At 65.6% G+C, this 13,438-nt stretch carries 15 protein-coding genes; 12 read left to right on the top strand and 3 right to left on the bottom strand.

Translation table 11 applies throughout. The features are described from left to right. Nucleotides 1-73: 73 nt before the first annotated feature. Together N5C91_RS04050 and N5C91_RS04045 are read right to left on the bottom strand one after the other, a co-directional pair. Entirely contained in the window at nucleotides 74-1,258 is a 1,185-nt protein-coding gene (locus N5C91_RS04050) for a patatin-like phospholipase family protein (protein WP_279828055.1), read from the bottom strand. A gap of 45 nt (nucleotides 1,259-1,303) precedes the next feature. Then, nucleotides 1,304-2,233 (bottom strand): lipid A biosynthesis lauroyl acyltransferase, encoded by a 930-nt coding sequence (locus N5C91_RS04045; RefSeq protein ID WP_279828054.1) that lies wholly within the window; start codon nucleotides 2,231-2,233, stop codon nucleotides 1,304-1,306. A gap of 144 nt (nucleotides 2,234-2,377) precedes the next feature. On the opposite strand from N5C91_RS04045, the gene minC reads away from it, so the two are divergent. From minC to N5C91_RS04015, 6 genes are all read left to right on the top strand, one after another. Then, nucleotides 2,378-3,325: a septum site-determining protein MinC gene (gene minC / locus N5C91_RS04040; protein WP_279828053.1), complete on the top strand. Its 948-nt coding sequence runs from the start codon at nucleotides 2,378-2,380 to the stop codon at nucleotides 3,323-3,325. A gap of 61 nt (nucleotides 3,326-3,386) precedes the next feature. Next, nucleotides 3,387-4,202, top strand: coding sequence for a septum site-determining protein MinD (minD, locus tag N5C91_RS04035; protein ID WP_184589816.1), 816 nt, complete (start codon nucleotides 3,387-3,389; stop codon nucleotides 4,200-4,202). Continuing rightward, entirely contained in the window at nucleotides 4,199-4,453 is a 255-nt protein-coding gene (gene minE, locus N5C91_RS04030) for a cell division topological specificity factor MinE (RefSeq protein WP_045210300.1), read from the top strand. The genes minD and minE overlap by 4 nt, the downstream gene beginning before the upstream one ends. Nucleotides 4,454-4,528: 75 nt before the next feature. Beyond that, nucleotides 4,529-5,164, top strand: a complete 636-nt coding sequence (locus N5C91_RS04025) for an RluA family pseudouridine synthase (protein WP_279828052.1) — start codon at nucleotides 4,529-4,531, stop codon at nucleotides 5,162-5,164. A 178-nt stretch (nucleotides 5,165-5,342) separates the two neighbouring features. Beyond that, nucleotides 5,343-6,632 (top strand): M18 family aminopeptidase, encoded by a 1,290-nt coding sequence (locus N5C91_RS04020; RefSeq protein ID WP_236201695.1) that lies wholly within the window; start codon nucleotides 5,343-5,345, stop codon nucleotides 6,630-6,632. Between the two features lie 42 nt (nucleotides 6,633-6,674). Beyond that, nucleotides 6,675-7,082: a GFA family protein gene (locus N5C91_RS04015; RefSeq protein ID WP_236171976.1), complete on the top strand. Its 408-nt coding sequence runs from the start codon at nucleotides 6,675-6,677 to the stop codon at nucleotides 7,080-7,082. A 117-nt stretch (nucleotides 7,083-7,199) separates the two neighbouring features. Here N5C91_RS04015 and N5C91_RS04010 read toward each other — a convergent pair whose 3' ends face one another. Continuing rightward, nucleotides 7,200-7,916: a UTRA domain-containing protein gene (locus N5C91_RS04010; RefSeq protein WP_236171520.1), complete on the bottom strand. Its 717-nt coding sequence runs from the start codon at nucleotides 7,914-7,916 to the stop codon at nucleotides 7,200-7,202. Nucleotides 7,917-8,241: 325 nt separating this feature from the next. On the opposite strand from N5C91_RS04010, the gene N5C91_RS04005 reads away from it, so the two are divergent. The 6 genes from N5C91_RS04005 to N5C91_RS03980 are packed head-to-tail and all read left to right on the top strand — an operon-like array spanning nucleotide 8,242 to nucleotide 13,438. Next, on the top strand, nucleotides 8,242-9,300 hold the full coding sequence (locus tag N5C91_RS04005; RefSeq protein WP_236171521.1) for an ABC transporter substrate-binding protein: 1,059 nt from the start codon (nucleotides 8,242-8,244) through the stop codon (nucleotides 9,298-9,300). Between the two features lie 57 nt (nucleotides 9,301-9,357). After that, complete coding sequence (locus N5C91_RS04000) at nucleotides 9,358-10,167, top strand: alkaline phosphatase family protein (RefSeq protein ID WP_279828051.1); 810 nt, start codon at nucleotides 9,358-9,360, stop codon at nucleotides 10,165-10,167. Further along, entirely contained in the window at nucleotides 10,164-11,006 is an 843-nt protein-coding gene (locus tag N5C91_RS03995; protein WP_045210307.1) for an ABC transporter permease subunit, read from the top strand. The genes N5C91_RS04000 and N5C91_RS03995 overlap by 4 nt, the downstream gene beginning before the upstream one ends. Further along, on the top strand, nucleotides 10,990-11,793 hold the full coding sequence (locus tag N5C91_RS03990) for an ABC transporter permease (protein ID WP_279828050.1): 804 nt from the start codon (nucleotides 10,990-10,992) through the stop codon (nucleotides 11,791-11,793). Before N5C91_RS03995 ends, N5C91_RS03990 begins: the two co-directional genes overlap by 17 nt. Beyond that, entirely contained in the window at nucleotides 11,790-12,785 is a 996-nt protein-coding gene (locus N5C91_RS03985; RefSeq protein ID WP_279828049.1) for an ABC transporter ATP-binding protein, read from the top strand. Before N5C91_RS03990 ends, N5C91_RS03985 begins: the two co-directional genes overlap by 4 nt. After that, complete coding sequence (locus N5C91_RS03980) at nucleotides 12,785-13,438, top strand: HAD-IB family hydrolase (RefSeq protein WP_279828048.1); 654 nt, start codon at nucleotides 12,785-12,787, stop codon at nucleotides 13,436-13,438. Before N5C91_RS03985 ends, N5C91_RS03980 begins: the two co-directional genes overlap by 1 nt.

Here is a 13,438-nt window from a genome sequence, read left to right as displayed (position 1 = left end):
TGGTTTCCCCACGCGCCTGATGCCAATCGCGGACGGAGTCCGCTCCTACGCTCATGGCAATACTGCCGCGGGCCTACAGCGACCACTCCTCCATCCCCAGAAAGCGCGCGATCTCCGCGCGCTTTTCCATGGCATCGCGATACCCCAGCTCGATCAGCGCATTGCAGTAGCCCGGCTCGAACAGCAGGTAGCTGAGCACCCCCGCCCCGCTCGCCTTGGTCGCTCCCGGCCCGCGCAGGAACAGGCGCAACGGCTTGGGCAGCTCGTGGCGGAACTGCGCGGCGATCTCGTCCAGCGGCCTGCTCGGCGAAATCAGCAACACCTCCACCGGCGCCAGCCCCAGCGTCGAGCGGCGCGCTTCCTCAGGCACCAGCGAGCTGAGGAAGTTGATGCGGTGCAACAGTTCGATGTCGCCTTCGAGGCTGTCGATAAAGGTGCTGTTCAGCAGGTGAATGCCTACCTGTGCCAGGCTCGGCGGCTGGCCGGTGCGGTAATTCGCGACCTGCTCGTTGGCGCTGCCCAGCGTGGGGTTGCCGCTGACGCCGATGACCAGCACGCGATTGGCCCCCAGGTGCAGCGCCGGGCTGATCGGTGCCTGCTGGCGCACCGCGCCGTCGCCGAAGAATTCACGGAGAATCTTCACCGGGCGGAACAGCAGCGGGATTGCCGAGCTGGCCAGCAAATGCTCGATCTGCAGGCGCGTCGGCACACCGATACGCCGGTGGCGCAGCCAGGGATCGATGGTGGCGCGGCCCTGGTAGAAGGTCACCGCCTGGCCGGATTCGTAGCCGAACGCCGTTACCGCCACCGCGCGCAGGTTGCGTCGGCGCACGGCGGCGGCAATGCCGGAGAGGTCCAGCTCGCGTTCCAGCAGATAGCGCAGCGGCGTGCTGTCCAGCAGCGCCACCGGCTCGCGCTTGCCTAGCCCCAGCAGGCTGTGGCCGAGGAACTTGAAGGCCTGGCTGAACACGCCGGGCCAGTCGGCACGGTACACCTGCCCGGTGCGAAAGCCCTTCCAGACCTTGGTCAGGCGCTCCACCGCACCGGTGAAGGAGAGTGCTCCGCAAGCCAGCCCGACCGCGTTGATGGCGCCAGCGGAGGTACCGACGATGACCGGAAAGGGATTCTCGGCGCCCTCGGGCAGCAATTCGGCGATGGCGGCCAGCACACCGACCTGGTAGGCCGCCCGCGCGCCACCGCCAGAAAGAATGAGGCCGGTGACGGCCGGAGAAGTCGGTGCAGTGGCGGAGTCGGTCACAGCTGAAGTCCTTGTCGCGTCGTTACCAGCGTAGACCGCCCCGGCCTACTTCTTGTCGTAGAGCTTGGGCTCGCCCTCGGGGCGGCTCTTGAAGCGCCGATGCGCCCAGAGGTACTGCTCGGGCTGGCGACGAATCTCGCTTTCCACCCATTGGTTGATGCGGATGCAGTCGGCCTCTTCACTCTCGCCAGGGAAGTCCTCCAGCGGCGGGTGAATGGTCAGGCGGTAGCCGGAACCATCGGCCAGACGCGACTGGGTGAACGGCAGCACCAGCGCGCGGCCCAGGCGGGCGAACTTGGTGGTGGCGGTGACCGTGGCGGCCTGGATACCGAACAGCGGCACGAACAGGCTCTGCTTGGCGCCGTAATCCTGGTCCGGCGCGTACCAGATGGCGCGCCCGGCGCGCAGCACCTTGAGCATGGCGCGCACGTCCTCGCGCTCGATGGCGGTGGCGTCGGCGTTATGCCGCTCGCGGCCAGTGCGCTGGACGAAATCGAACACCGGGTTGTCGTGCTCGCGGTACATGCCGTCGATGGTCTGCACCTGGCCGAGCAACGCCGCACCGATCTCCAGGGTGGTGAAGTGCATGGCCATGAGGATCACGCCCTTGCCTTCGGCCTCGGCTTTCTTCAGGTGCTCGATGCCTTCGATGTGGGCGAGCTTGGCCAGACGGGCCTTGGGCCACCACCAGCTCATGGCCATTTCGAAGAAGGCGATGCCGGTCGACGCGAAGTTTTCCTTCAGCAGGCGCTTGCGCTCGGCGGCGGAAAGCTCCGGGAAGCACAACTCCAGATTGCGCGCGGCGATCGCCCGGCGGCTGCCCACCACACGGTACATCAGCGCTCCCAGCGCACGCCCGAGCCAGAGCAGCGCCGGGTATGGCAGCTGCACCACCAGCCACAGCACACCAAGACCGAGCCAGAGCGGCCAATGGCGAGGATGGAGGAACTCACGGCGAAAGGTGGGGCGGTCCATGGAACTTTCCGGCTAGGTCAAAGCCCGACATTCTACCTTGCCGGCGCACAGCGCGCCCGCCTTCGCTCCCTGGCCTACCGCCATGCTTGCGGCTGCCGGGGCGCTCCGTTATAAGTCCACACCATTTAGTGATGCAGCCTGACCATGAGCCAAGCCGACCTTCTCGACCACGATCCCGTATTCCAGCTCAAGGGCAGCATGCTGGCCGTCACCGTTCTGGAACTGGCCCACAATGACCTGCCGCGCCTGGACCGCCAGCTCGCCGACAAGGTCGCCCAGGCGCCCAACTTCTTCCGTGACACCCCGTTGGTACTGGCGCTCGACAAACTGCCCGATGGCGAGGGCCAACTCGACCTGCAGGGCGTGCTGGACATCTGCCGCCGCCACGGCCTGCGCACCCTGGCCGTGCGCGCCAGCCGCGAGGAAGACATCCGCCTGGCCACCATGTTCGACATTCCGGTGCTGCCGCCTTCGGGTTCCTCCCGCGAGCGTCCGGTCGAACCCAGGGACAGTGTCCCGCAGGTGACCGGCGCCGCGCCGGTACGTCGGCCGCGTGGCGAGAAGCTCTCCGAGAAGGTGGTCGAACAGGCTGCAGGTGCCGGCGTGCAGGCCGAAAAGCCGGCGCAGCAGCCGGTTGAGCAGGCCGCCGAGGCCAAGCAGGAAAAACCCACAGACGCTGACGCCCAGGCAACCGCCGAAACGCCGGAAGCAGCCGCGGAAGCCGTTGCGGAAAAACCGGCCGAGCCGCCGGCACCGGTCGTCCGACCGACCAAGCTGGTAACCACTCCGGTACGCGGCGGCGTGCAGATCTACGCCGCCGGCGGCGACCTGATCGTGCTCGCCCCCGTCAGCCCGGGTGCGGAACTTCTCGCCGACGGAAATATCCATGTGTACGGTCCGATGCGCGGACGCGCCCTGGCCGGCGTCAAGGGCGATACCAGCGCACGTATTTTCTGCCAGCAACTGGCCGCCGAACTGGTGTCCATCGCTGGTAATTACAAGGTCGCCGAAGACCTGCGACGCAGTCCGCAATGGGGCCAGGCGGTGCACGTCAGCCTGTCGGGTGACGTGTTGAACATCACCCGCCTTTAACGGATACTGCCGCGACTTTCAGGGACCAGAATTCTTCGTTTTTTCTTTGGGGTGAATCACCTTGGCCAAGATCCTCGTAGTCACTTCCGGTAAGGGTGGCGTCGGTAAAACCACCACCAGCGCAGCCATCGGCACCGGCCTGGCCCTGCGCGGCCACAAGACCGTCATCGTCGACTTCGACGTAGGCCTGCGTAACCTCGACCTGATCATGGGCTGCGAACGCCGCGTGGTGTACGACTTCGTCAACGTCATCAATGGCGAAGCGACCCTGACCCAGGCCCTGATCAAGGACAAGCGCCTCGAGAACCTGTTCGTGCTGGCCGCCAGCCAGACCCGCGACAAGGATGCGCTCACCCAGGAAGGCGTCGGCAAGGTCATCGAAGAGCTCAAGCAGACCTTCGACTATGTGATCTGCGACTCCCCGGCCGGCATCGAGAAAGGTGCCCACCTGGCCATGTACTATGCCGACGAGGCGATCGTCGTGACCAACCCGGAAGTCTCCTCGGTCCGCGACTCCGACCGCATGCTCGGCCTGCTGGCCAGCAAGTCCGCCCGCGCCGAGAAAGGCGAGGATGCGATCAAGGAACACCTGCTGCTGACCCGCTACAACCCGGAGCGGGTCACCAAGGGCGAAATGCTCGGCGTCGAAGACGTCGAGGAAATCCTGGCCATCCGTCTGCTCGGCGTGATTCCGGAATCCCAGGCCGTGCTGAAGGCATCCAACCAGGGCGTACCGGTCATCCTCGACGAAGAGAGCGACGCCGGCCAGGCGTACAGCGACGCCGTCGAGCGACTGCTGGGCAAGGAAATGCCCCATCGGTTCCTCGATGTGCAAAAGAAAGGATTCCTGCAACGACTGTTCGGAGGACGTGAATGAGCCTTTTAGATTTCTTCCGCAGCCGGAAGGCGCAAAACAGCGCATCCATCGCGAAAGAAAGACTCCAGATCATCGTCGCCCACGAGCGCGGCAACCGTTCGCAACCGGACTACCTCCCGCAGTTGCAGAAAGACCTGCTGGAAGTGATCCGCAAATACGTGCCCATCGACCAGGAACAAGTCCAGGTCGAGCTGGCCAACCAGGGCAGCTGTTCGATCCTGGAACTCAACATCACCCTGCCGGAGCGTTGATCCGGCTTTGGTGAACCTGCGGCGGCTTCGGCCGCCGCAGTCGTTTTCGTCATTCTTATTCGCGCAAGAGCTTCCATGCCGCTTTCCCAGATTGAATTCGTCCATGAGGACGCCGCCCTGCTGGTGGTGAACAAGCCCACCCTGCTGCTCTCCGTGCCCGGTCGCGCGGACGACAACAAGGACTGCCTGATCACCCGCCTGCAGGAGAACGGCTACCCGGAAGCGCGCATCGTCCACCGCCTGGACTGGGAAACCTCGGGCCTGATCGTGCTGGCCCGTGACGCCGACAGCCACCGCGAACTGTCGCGCCAGTTCCACGACCGCGAGACCGAGAAGGCCTACACCGCGCTGTGCTGGGGTGAGCCGGAACTGGACAGCGGCCGCATCGAAGCCCCGCTGCGCTACGACCCGCCGACCAAACCACGCCATGTGGTCGACTTCGAGCAGGGCCGGAATGCACTGACCTTCTGGCGCGTGATGGAGCGCCACGGCAACTGGAGCCGCGTCGAGCTCACCCCGATCACCGGGCGCTCGCACCAGTTGCGCGTGCACATGCTGAGCATCGGCCACCCGTTGCTCGGTGATCGCCTCTACGCCGAAGGCGAAGCCCTGACCCTGCGCGACCGCCTGTGCCTGCACGCCAGCATGCTCGCCCTGACCCACCCACAGACCGGCGAGCGCCTGCGCTTCGAGTCGCCCGCACCGTTCTGATTCCTTTTTCGTAGGAGCGGACTCCGTCCGCGATGTATGTCCGGCCGGCTCGGAGCCGGCGGGAAACGATCGCGGACAAAGTCCGCTCCTACGCTCGCCCCACCTGTTGGCGCGACCCCTGGCCGCAGATTTGCGCATTTACGTTAAACTTCCGGCCATTCGCTGTCCGGAGTTACCCATGCGTGCAGAACTCAACCAGGGCCTGATCGATTTCCTCGCGGCCTCCCCCACCCCCTTCCACGCCACCCAGGCCCTCGCCCTGCGCCTCGAAGAGGCCGGCTACCAGCGCCTGGACGAGCGCGAGGCCTGGCGCACCGAAGCCGGTGGCCGCTATTACGTGACCCGCAACGACTCCTCGCTGATCGCCTTCAAACTCGGCACCGTGCCGCTGCTGGAGAACGGCCTGCGCCTGGTCGGCGCCCACACCGACAGCCCCTGCCTGCGCGTCAAGCCGAACCCCGAGCTGGTACGCAACGGCTACTGGCAGCTGGGCGTCGAGGTCTACGGCGGCGCGCTGTTCGCGCCCTGGTTCGACCGCGACCTGTCGCTGGCCGGCCGCGTCACCTTCCGCCTGGCCGGCAAGGTGGAAAGCAAACTGATCGACTTCAGGGCGCCCATCGCCGTTATCCCCAACCTGGCGATCCACCTCAACCGCGAAGCCAACCTCGGCTGGTCGATCAACGCGCAGACTGAGCTGCCACCGATCCTCGCTCAGGTCGCCGCGGGCGAAACCCGCGACTTCCGCGACCTGCTCGGTGAACAGCTGCAACTGGAACACGGCATCACCGCCGACGCCATCCTCGACTACGAGCTGAGCTTCTACGACACCCAGCGCGCGGCCGTGATCGGCCTCGACCAGGCGTTCATCGCCGGCGCGCGCCTGGACAACCTGCTGTCCTGCTACGCCGGTCTGCAGGCGCTGCTGGGCAGCAACGACGAGCAGAGCGGCGTGCTGGTCTGCACCGACCACGAGGAAGTCGGCTCCTGTTCGGCCTGCGGCGCCGACGGTCCGTTCCTGGAGCAGGTGCTGCGCCGACTGCTGCCCGAGGGCGACGCCTTCACCCGGACCGTGCAACGCTCGCTGCTGGTCTCCGCCGACAACGCCCACGGCGTGCACCCGAACTATGCCGACAAGCACGACGGCAACCATGGCCCGAAGCTCAACGGCGGCCCGGTGATCAAGATCAACAGCAACCAGCGCTACGCCACCAACAGCGAAACCGCCGGCTTCTTCCGCCACCTGTGCCTGGAGAACGAAGTACCGGTGCAGAGCTTCGTGACCCGCAGCGACATGGGTTGCGGCTCCACCATCGGCCCGATCACCGCCAGCCAGATCGGCGTGCGCACCGTCGACATCGGCCTGCCGACCTTCGCCATGCACTCCATCCGCGAACTGGCCGGCAGCCAGGACCTGCATTACCTGGCCAAGGTCCTCAGCGCCTTCTACGACAGCGCCGAGCTGCCCTGACCCGAACGCCCGGCAGCCGCCGGGCGTTTTTCTTTCCGGAGACTGAACATGCCCCTCGACGGAAGCTGCCTGTGCGGCGACATCGGCTATGAGATCGACGGCCTCGACATGCCCATCGGCCACTGTCACTGCCTGACGTGCCAGAAGGCCCACTCGGCGGCCTTCGCCAGTACCGCCGGGGTGATGCGCGAGCACTTCCGCTGGACCCGTGGCGCGGAGAAGGTTGCCGCGTATGAATCCTCGCCCGGCAAGCTGCGCAAGTTCTGCCCGCGCTGCGGCACCCAGCTGATCGCCGAACGCGACGGCCAGCCTCACGTCATCGTCCGCGTTGCCAGCCTGGACGACGATCCAGGATCACGTCCGGCGCGGCATATCTGGGTATCCCACGATCGCCCGTGGCTGGCGCAGGACAGCATTCCGGCTTATCCGGAGTGGAATCCGGACCGCTGAATCGACCTTTGATCCTGTAGGAGCGAGCTTGCTCGCGAACCACCCAACTCCGGTGCCATCGGCTGACTCCGTTCGCGAGCAAGCACGCTCCTACAAATCAGGCTCGACGGTAGGCGATCAATCCGGCACTTCGACACTCACGTGGATGGCATCGTGCCGCCAGAACTCCAGGTCGCAATCGATGGTGCGCCCGTGCTGGTCGCCATTGATGCGGGTGATGCGCAGCGCCGGGCTGCCTTCGGCGACGCGCAGCACGCTGGCGGCTTCACCGTGCAACGCGGTGGGCACCATGTCGAAGCGCACGCGGCCGTAGCGAATGTCGTAGCGGCTGGCATACAGCTCGGTCAGCGAGCAGGTCAGGTCGCTGTCGAGAATGCCGGGGAAGTACGCCGGGTTGAGGTAGTGCTCGACGTACAGCACCAGCCGCCCGTCCACCCGCCGAACCCGGCGGATCTGGTAGACGCTGGAGAGTGCCGGCAGCCCCAGCAGCTCGCAGATTGCCGCGCTGGCGGGCACCTGCCGCGCCGACAGCACCTCAGTCGCCGGCACGCGTCCCTGCCCTTCCACCATCGCGTGGTAGTGGCTGCGCACCAGCGGGTTGTACAGCAGCCGCGGCGGCGAGACGAACCAGCCGCGACGCTCTTCGCGGTAGATCAGGCCTTGCGCCTCGAGTTGCCCCAGCGCCTCGCGCAGGGTGATGCGCGTGGTATCGAACAGTTCGCTCAGCTTGCGTTCGGCCGGCAGCTTGCCGCCGGCACTGAGCAGACCGCTGTCGATCTGCTCGATGAGTGCGCGGCAGATCGCCGTGACCGTGGGTAGCGCCGTATCGCGCATTCGATTCCCTCTTTTGGACTAGTCCAGCCCCAGAACAGGGCATTTCTTTCCCCTGACGGGGTGCGTTCATCCTAGGAAAGCCCGATGACCGTCCCGTGACAGCCTCTTTGCAAGCAGCGCTCATGCCAGTTAACGACACCAGCGTAGACCAGGCAGATCAAGGCATTGGCCATGGTCTACGCTTTTCCCCGATACCCCGCTGGGCGCTCGAGGCCAGGCCGGTGCGCCTGGGCCTTACATCAAACTGTCATCCGCCCCGCATAGATTGGCCTGCGTCTTGCTGATCTAGACCACGCCTGAAAACACTGAACCGAAGGAGCACCGAATGAAACGCATGCTTGCTTCACTGCTGGGATCGGCCATTGCCCTTGGCAGCAGCCTCGCCATGGCGGCCAACGCCGATCTGCAATCGCTGGAAGCCGCCGCCCGCAAGGAAGGCCAGGTCAACAGCGTGGGCATGCCCGACAGCTGGGCGAACTGGAAGGACACCTGGAAGGACCTGGAAAGCAAGTACGGCATCAAGCACATGGACACCGACATGAGCTCGGCCCAGGAACTGGCCAAGTTCAAGGCCGAGAAGGAAAACGCCAGCGCCGACATCGGCGACGTCGGCGCCGCCTTCGGCCCCATTGCCATGCAGATGGACGTCAGCCAGCCCTACAAGCCCAGCACCTGGGACCAGGTGCCGGATTGGGCCAAGGACAAGGACGGCCACTGGGCGCTCGCTTACACCGGCACCATCGCCTTCATCGTCAACAAGCAACTGGTGAAGGACGTTCCGCACAGCTGGGCCGACCTGCTCAAGGGCAAGTACAAGGTCACCATCGGTGACGTCAGCGCCGCTGCCCAGGCGGTCAACGGCGTGCTGGCCGCGAGTATCGCCAACGGCGGCGACGAGAAGAACATCAAGCCGGGCCTGGAGTTCTTCGCGCAATTGGCCAAGCAGGGTCGCCTGTCGCTGACGAACCCGGTAATCAACACCCTGGAAAAGGGTGAAGTGGAGGTCGGCATCGTCTGGGACTTCAACGGCCTGAGCTACCGCGACCAGATCGACCCGTCGCGCTTCGAGGTGCTGATCCCCTCCGACGGCTCGGTGATCTCCGGCTACACCACGATCATCAACAAGTACGCGAAGAACCCGAACGCCGCCAAGCTGGCCCGCGAATACATCTTCAGCGATGCCGGGCAGATCAACCTGGCCAAGGGCAATGCCCGCCCGATCCGTGCCGAGCACCTGACCCTGCCGGCCGAGGTGCAGGCCAAGCTGCTGCCTAACGAGCAGTACGCCAAGGCCCAGCCGATCAAGGATCCCAAGGCCTGGGAGGAAACCTCCAAGCGCCTGCCGCGCCAATGGCAGGAAAACGTCATCATCAACATGCAGTGACGCCCAGCCGCCCCGGCTCGCGCCGGGGCGGCCGAGTTGCGACGAAGGCCCCACCCCATGCGCCACGACGTCATCCTGGTCGTCCTCGACGGCCTCAACTACAGTGTCGCCCATGACTGCATGGGCCACCTGCAAGCGCTGTGCAACGCCGGCAGCGGCCTGCTCTATCGGCTCGAATGCGAGCTGCCCTCGCTGTCGCGCCCGCTCTATGAATGCATCCTCACCGGCGTACGCCCGATCGATAGCGGCATCCTGCACAACGACGTGTCGCGCCTGTCGAACCAGCGCAGCCTGTTCCACTACGCCCGCGACGCCGGCCTGAGCACCGCAGCGGCGGCCTACCACTGGGTCAGCGAGCTGTACAACCGCACGCCCTTCGACCCGGCGCGCGACCGTCATACCGCCGATGAATCCCTGCCAATCCAGCACGGCCACTTCTACTGGACCGACCACTACCCCGACTCGCACCTGTTCACCGATGCCGAGTCGCTGCGCCGCCGGCACGCGCCCAACTGCCTGCTGGTGCACCCGATGAACATCGACGACGCCGGCCACAAGCATGGCCTCGGCACGCCGCAGTATCGCAACAGCGCGCGGCACGCCGACATCATCCTCTCCGAGTACCTGCACCAGTGGCTGGCCGCCGGCTACCAGGTGATGGTCACCGCCGATCACGGCATGAACGACGACCGCAGCCACGGCGGCATCCTCACCGAGGAGCGCGAAGTGCCGCTGTTCGTCTTCGGCGAGGCGTTCAGCCTCGATGACCAGGCGCGCCCACGCCAGGTCGAACTCTGCGGCACGCTGTGCGAGATCCTCGGCGCGCCCCACGACAAACCGCTCTGCCGGGAGCTGCTCAAGGCATGAGATCGAACACCGGAAAGCTCTTCGCCCTGCTCTGCCTGCTGCCCTTCGCGCTGTTCTTCTTCGCCTTCCAGCTCGCGCCGCTGCTGTGGGTAATGATCAACAGCGTGCGCACCGGCGACGGCTGGGGCCTGGGCAATTTCAGCGAGATCTTCGGCTCGCCCTTCTACCTGCAGGCGATCCGCTACAGCCTGGAGATTTCTCTCTGGTCGAGCCTGATCGGGCTGGCCATCGCCATCCTCGGCAGCTACTCCCTGCGCCAGGTGGACAGCAAGCTGCGCGACTTCGTGATGGCCTTCGCCAACATGACCAGCAACTTCGCCGGGGTGCCGCTGGCCTTCGCCTTCATCATCATCCTGGGCTTCAACGGCGCCATCACGCTGCTGCTGAAACAGGCGGGGATCATCGAGGACTTCAACCTCTATTCGAAAACCGGCCTGATCATCCTCTACACCTACTTCCAGATTCCCCTGGGCGTGATGCTGCTCTACCCGGCCTTCGACGCCCTGCGCGAAGACTGGCGCGAATCCGCCGCATTGCTGGGCGCCAGCCAATGGGCGTTCTGGCGGCACATCGGCATCCCGGTGCTGACGCCGGCGCTGCTCGGCACCTTCGTCATCCTGCTGGCCAACGCTCTGGGTGCCTATGCCACGGTCTACTCGCTGACCACCGGCAACTTCAACGTGGTGCCGATCCGCATCGCCGGGCTGGTCTCGGGCGACGTATTCCTTGACCCGAACATGGCCAGCGCCCTGGCGATGGTGCTGGTCGGCCTGATGAGCATCATTACCCTAGCCCACCAGTGGCTGCTGCGCCGGAGCTACCATGTCGAGAAACGCTAACGCGCTGTACCACCGCGTGGTGGTCTACGCACTGTTCCTGATCCTGCTGGTGCCGCTGGCCGCCACCCTGCTCTATTCGCTGGCCACCTCATGGAGCGCCAGCGTGCTGCCGGACGGGCTGACCCTGAAGTGGTTCCTGACGCTATGGAGCGACCCGCGCTTCCTCGTCGCCTTCGGCCAGTCGCTGCTGGTGTGCTTCGGCGCACTGATCCTCAGCGTGGTGCTGGTGCTGCCGCTGATGTTCGTCATCCACTATTACTTCCCGCGCCTGGACGCGCTGATGAACGTACTGATCCTGCTGCCCTTCGCGGTGCCGCCGGTGGTGTCGTCGGTCGGCCTGCTGCAGCTCTATGCGTCCGGCCCGCTGCCCATCGTGGGCACGCCGTGGATCCTGATCGGCTGCTACTTCACCATCGCCCTGCCCTTCATGTACCGGGCGATCAGCAACAACCTGCAGGCGATCAACCTGCACGACCTGATGGACGCCGCCCACCTGCTCGGCGCCAGCACCTGGCAGGCCGCCCTGCTGGTGGTGCTGCCGAACCTGCGCAAGGGCCTGATGGTGGCGCTGTTCCTGTCCTTCAGCTTCCTCATCGGCGAGTTCGTCTTCGCCAACCTGCTGGTGGGCACCCGTTATGAAACCCTGCAGGTGTTCCTCAACAACATGCGCAACAGCAGCGGCCACTACACCAGCGCGGTGGTGGTTTCGTACTTCCTCTTCGTCCTGCTGCTCACCTGGGCGGCGAACCGTTTGAGCTCAGATACCAAACAGAAGGACAAGGCATGAGCTTCCTCAGCGTCGAGACACTGAACAAGAGCTACGGCACTACCACGGTATTCCAGGACATCGACTTCGCCGCCGAACGCGGCGAGTTCGTTACCCTGCTCGGCCCCAGCGGCTGCGGCAAGTCCACCCTGCTGCGCTGCATCGCCGGGCTGACCCCGGTGGACAGCGGGCGCATCCTGCTGGATGGCGAGGACATCGTGCCGAAGAGCCCGCAGAAGCGCGGCATCGCCATGGTGTTCCAGAGCTATGCGCTGTTCCCCAACATGACCGTGGAGCAGAACGTCGGCTTCGGTTTGCGCATGCACAAGGTGCCAGCATCAGAGTCCGCCCAGCGCGTGGCCGAGGTGCTGGAAATGGTCGAACTCGGCCCGCTGGCCGCACGCTATCCGCACCAGCTCTCCGGCGGCCAGTGCCAGCGCGTCGCCCTGGCCCGTTCGCTGGTCACCCGCCCGCGCCTGCTGCTGCTCGACGAGCCGCTGTCGGCGCTGGACGCGCGCATCCGCAAGCACCTGCGCGAGCAGATCCGGCGGATCCAGCAGGAACTGAAGCTGACCACGGTGTTCGTCACCCACGACCAGGAGGAAGCGCTGACGCTGTCCGACCGCATCGTGCTGATGAACGCCGGGCGCATCGTCCAGAGCGGCGACGCCGAGACACTCTACACCGCGCCGCAGAACGCCTTCGCCGCAGGCTTCATCGGCAACTACAACCTGCTCGACGCCGCGCAAGCAACGAAGCTGCTGGACCGCCCCTTCCGCCAGCAGGTGGCGATTCGCCCCGAGTCCCTGCGCCTGAGCGTGGAGCCGGGCCAAGGCATCCCGGTTCGGGTACTCTCCCACAGCCTGCTGGGCAACGTGATCCGCTACCGGGTCGACGCCAGTGGCGTAGAGCTGACCGTGGACGTCCTCAACCGCAGCGCCGAGCGCCTGTACCCGGCCGGCACCCAGCTCGGCCTGCAAATCGACATTGAAAGCATTCGGGAGGTGGCCTGATGGCCCTGGTGATATTCGACCTCGACGACACCCTGATCGACGGCGACTGCGCGAGCCTGTGGAGCAAGCGCATGGCCGATCTGGGCTGGGTCGACGCGGAGTCGTTCCTCAAGCGCGACGCCGAACTGATGGCGCAGTACGCGCTGGGCAAACTGCCCATGGAGGACTACATGGCCTTCGCCCTGGAGCCGATGGCCGGGCGCAGCGTGGACGAGATCGAACGCGAAGTGGAAACCTTCGTCGAGGACGTCATCGAACCCCTGATCCACAGTGACGCCTGCACTACCCTCGCCCGCCACCGCGAGGCTGGCGACCGCCCGCTGGTGATCTCCGCCTCGGGCGTGCATCTGGTCCAGCCCATCGCCGAACGCATTGGCATCGACGAAGTGCTGGCCATCGACCTGGAAGTCGTCAACGGACACTACACCGGCCGCACGGTGGGCGTGCTGACCTACCGCGAAGGCAAGGTATTGCGTCTGCTGGACCTGCTCGATGGCGACGACAAGCCGCTGGCGGAGGCGCACTTCTACTCCGACTCGCGCAACGACCTGCCGCTGCTCAAGCTGGTGGGCAAGCCGCACGTGGTGAACGCCGACCCGGTGTTGCTGGAGCACGCACAGAAGATGGGCTGGGACGTGCTGAACTGGAAATAG

The organism is Pseudomonas sp. GD03903, assembly GCF_029840045.1.
Lineage (GTDB): Bacteria > Pseudomonadota > Gammaproteobacteria > Pseudomonadales > Pseudomonadaceae > Pseudomonas > Pseudomonas pseudonitroreducens.
Note: the sequence above shows the minus strand (reverse complement) of the source record. Positions and strands in the feature narration are given on the sequence as shown.

Coding starts and splice junctions, on each gene's coding strand:
- minE (WP_045210300.1), top strand. CDS start 4,199: ATGAGCCTTTTAGATTTCTTCCGCAGCCGGAAGGCGCAAAACAGCGCA.
- N5C91_RS03995 (WP_045210307.1), top strand. CDS start 10,164: ATGAGATCGAACACCGGAAAGCTCTTCGCCCTGCTCTGCCTGCTGCCC.
- N5C91_RS04010 (WP_236171520.1), bottom strand. CDS start 7,916: ATGCGCGATACGGCGCTACCCACGGTCACGGCGATCTGCCGCGCACTC.
- N5C91_RS03990 (WP_279828050.1), top strand. CDS start 10,990: ATGTCGAGAAACGCTAACGCGCTGTACCACCGCGTGGTGGTCTACGCA.
- N5C91_RS04005 (WP_236171521.1), top strand. CDS start 8,242: ATGAAACGCATGCTTGCTTCACTGCTGGGATCGGCCATTGCCCTTGGC.
- N5C91_RS03980 (WP_279828048.1), top strand. CDS start 12,785: ATGGCCCTGGTGATATTCGACCTCGACGACACCCTGATCGACGGCGAC.
- N5C91_RS04000 (WP_279828051.1), top strand. CDS start 9,358: ATGCGCCACGACGTCATCCTGGTCGTCCTCGACGGCCTCAACTACAGT.
- N5C91_RS04045 (WP_279828054.1), bottom strand. CDS start 2,233: ATGGACCGCCCCACCTTTCGCCGTGAGTTCCTCCATCCTCGCCATTGG.
- N5C91_RS04020 (WP_236201695.1), top strand. CDS start 5,343: ATGCGTGCAGAACTCAACCAGGGCCTGATCGATTTCCTCGCGGCCTCC.
- N5C91_RS04025 (WP_279828052.1), top strand. CDS start 4,529: ATGCCGCTTTCCCAGATTGAATTCGTCCATGAGGACGCCGCCCTGCTG.
- minC (WP_279828053.1), top strand. CDS start 2,378: ATGAGCCAAGCCGACCTTCTCGACCACGATCCCGTATTCCAGCTCAAG.
- N5C91_RS03985 (WP_279828049.1), top strand. CDS start 11,790: ATGAGCTTCCTCAGCGTCGAGACACTGAACAAGAGCTACGGCACTACC.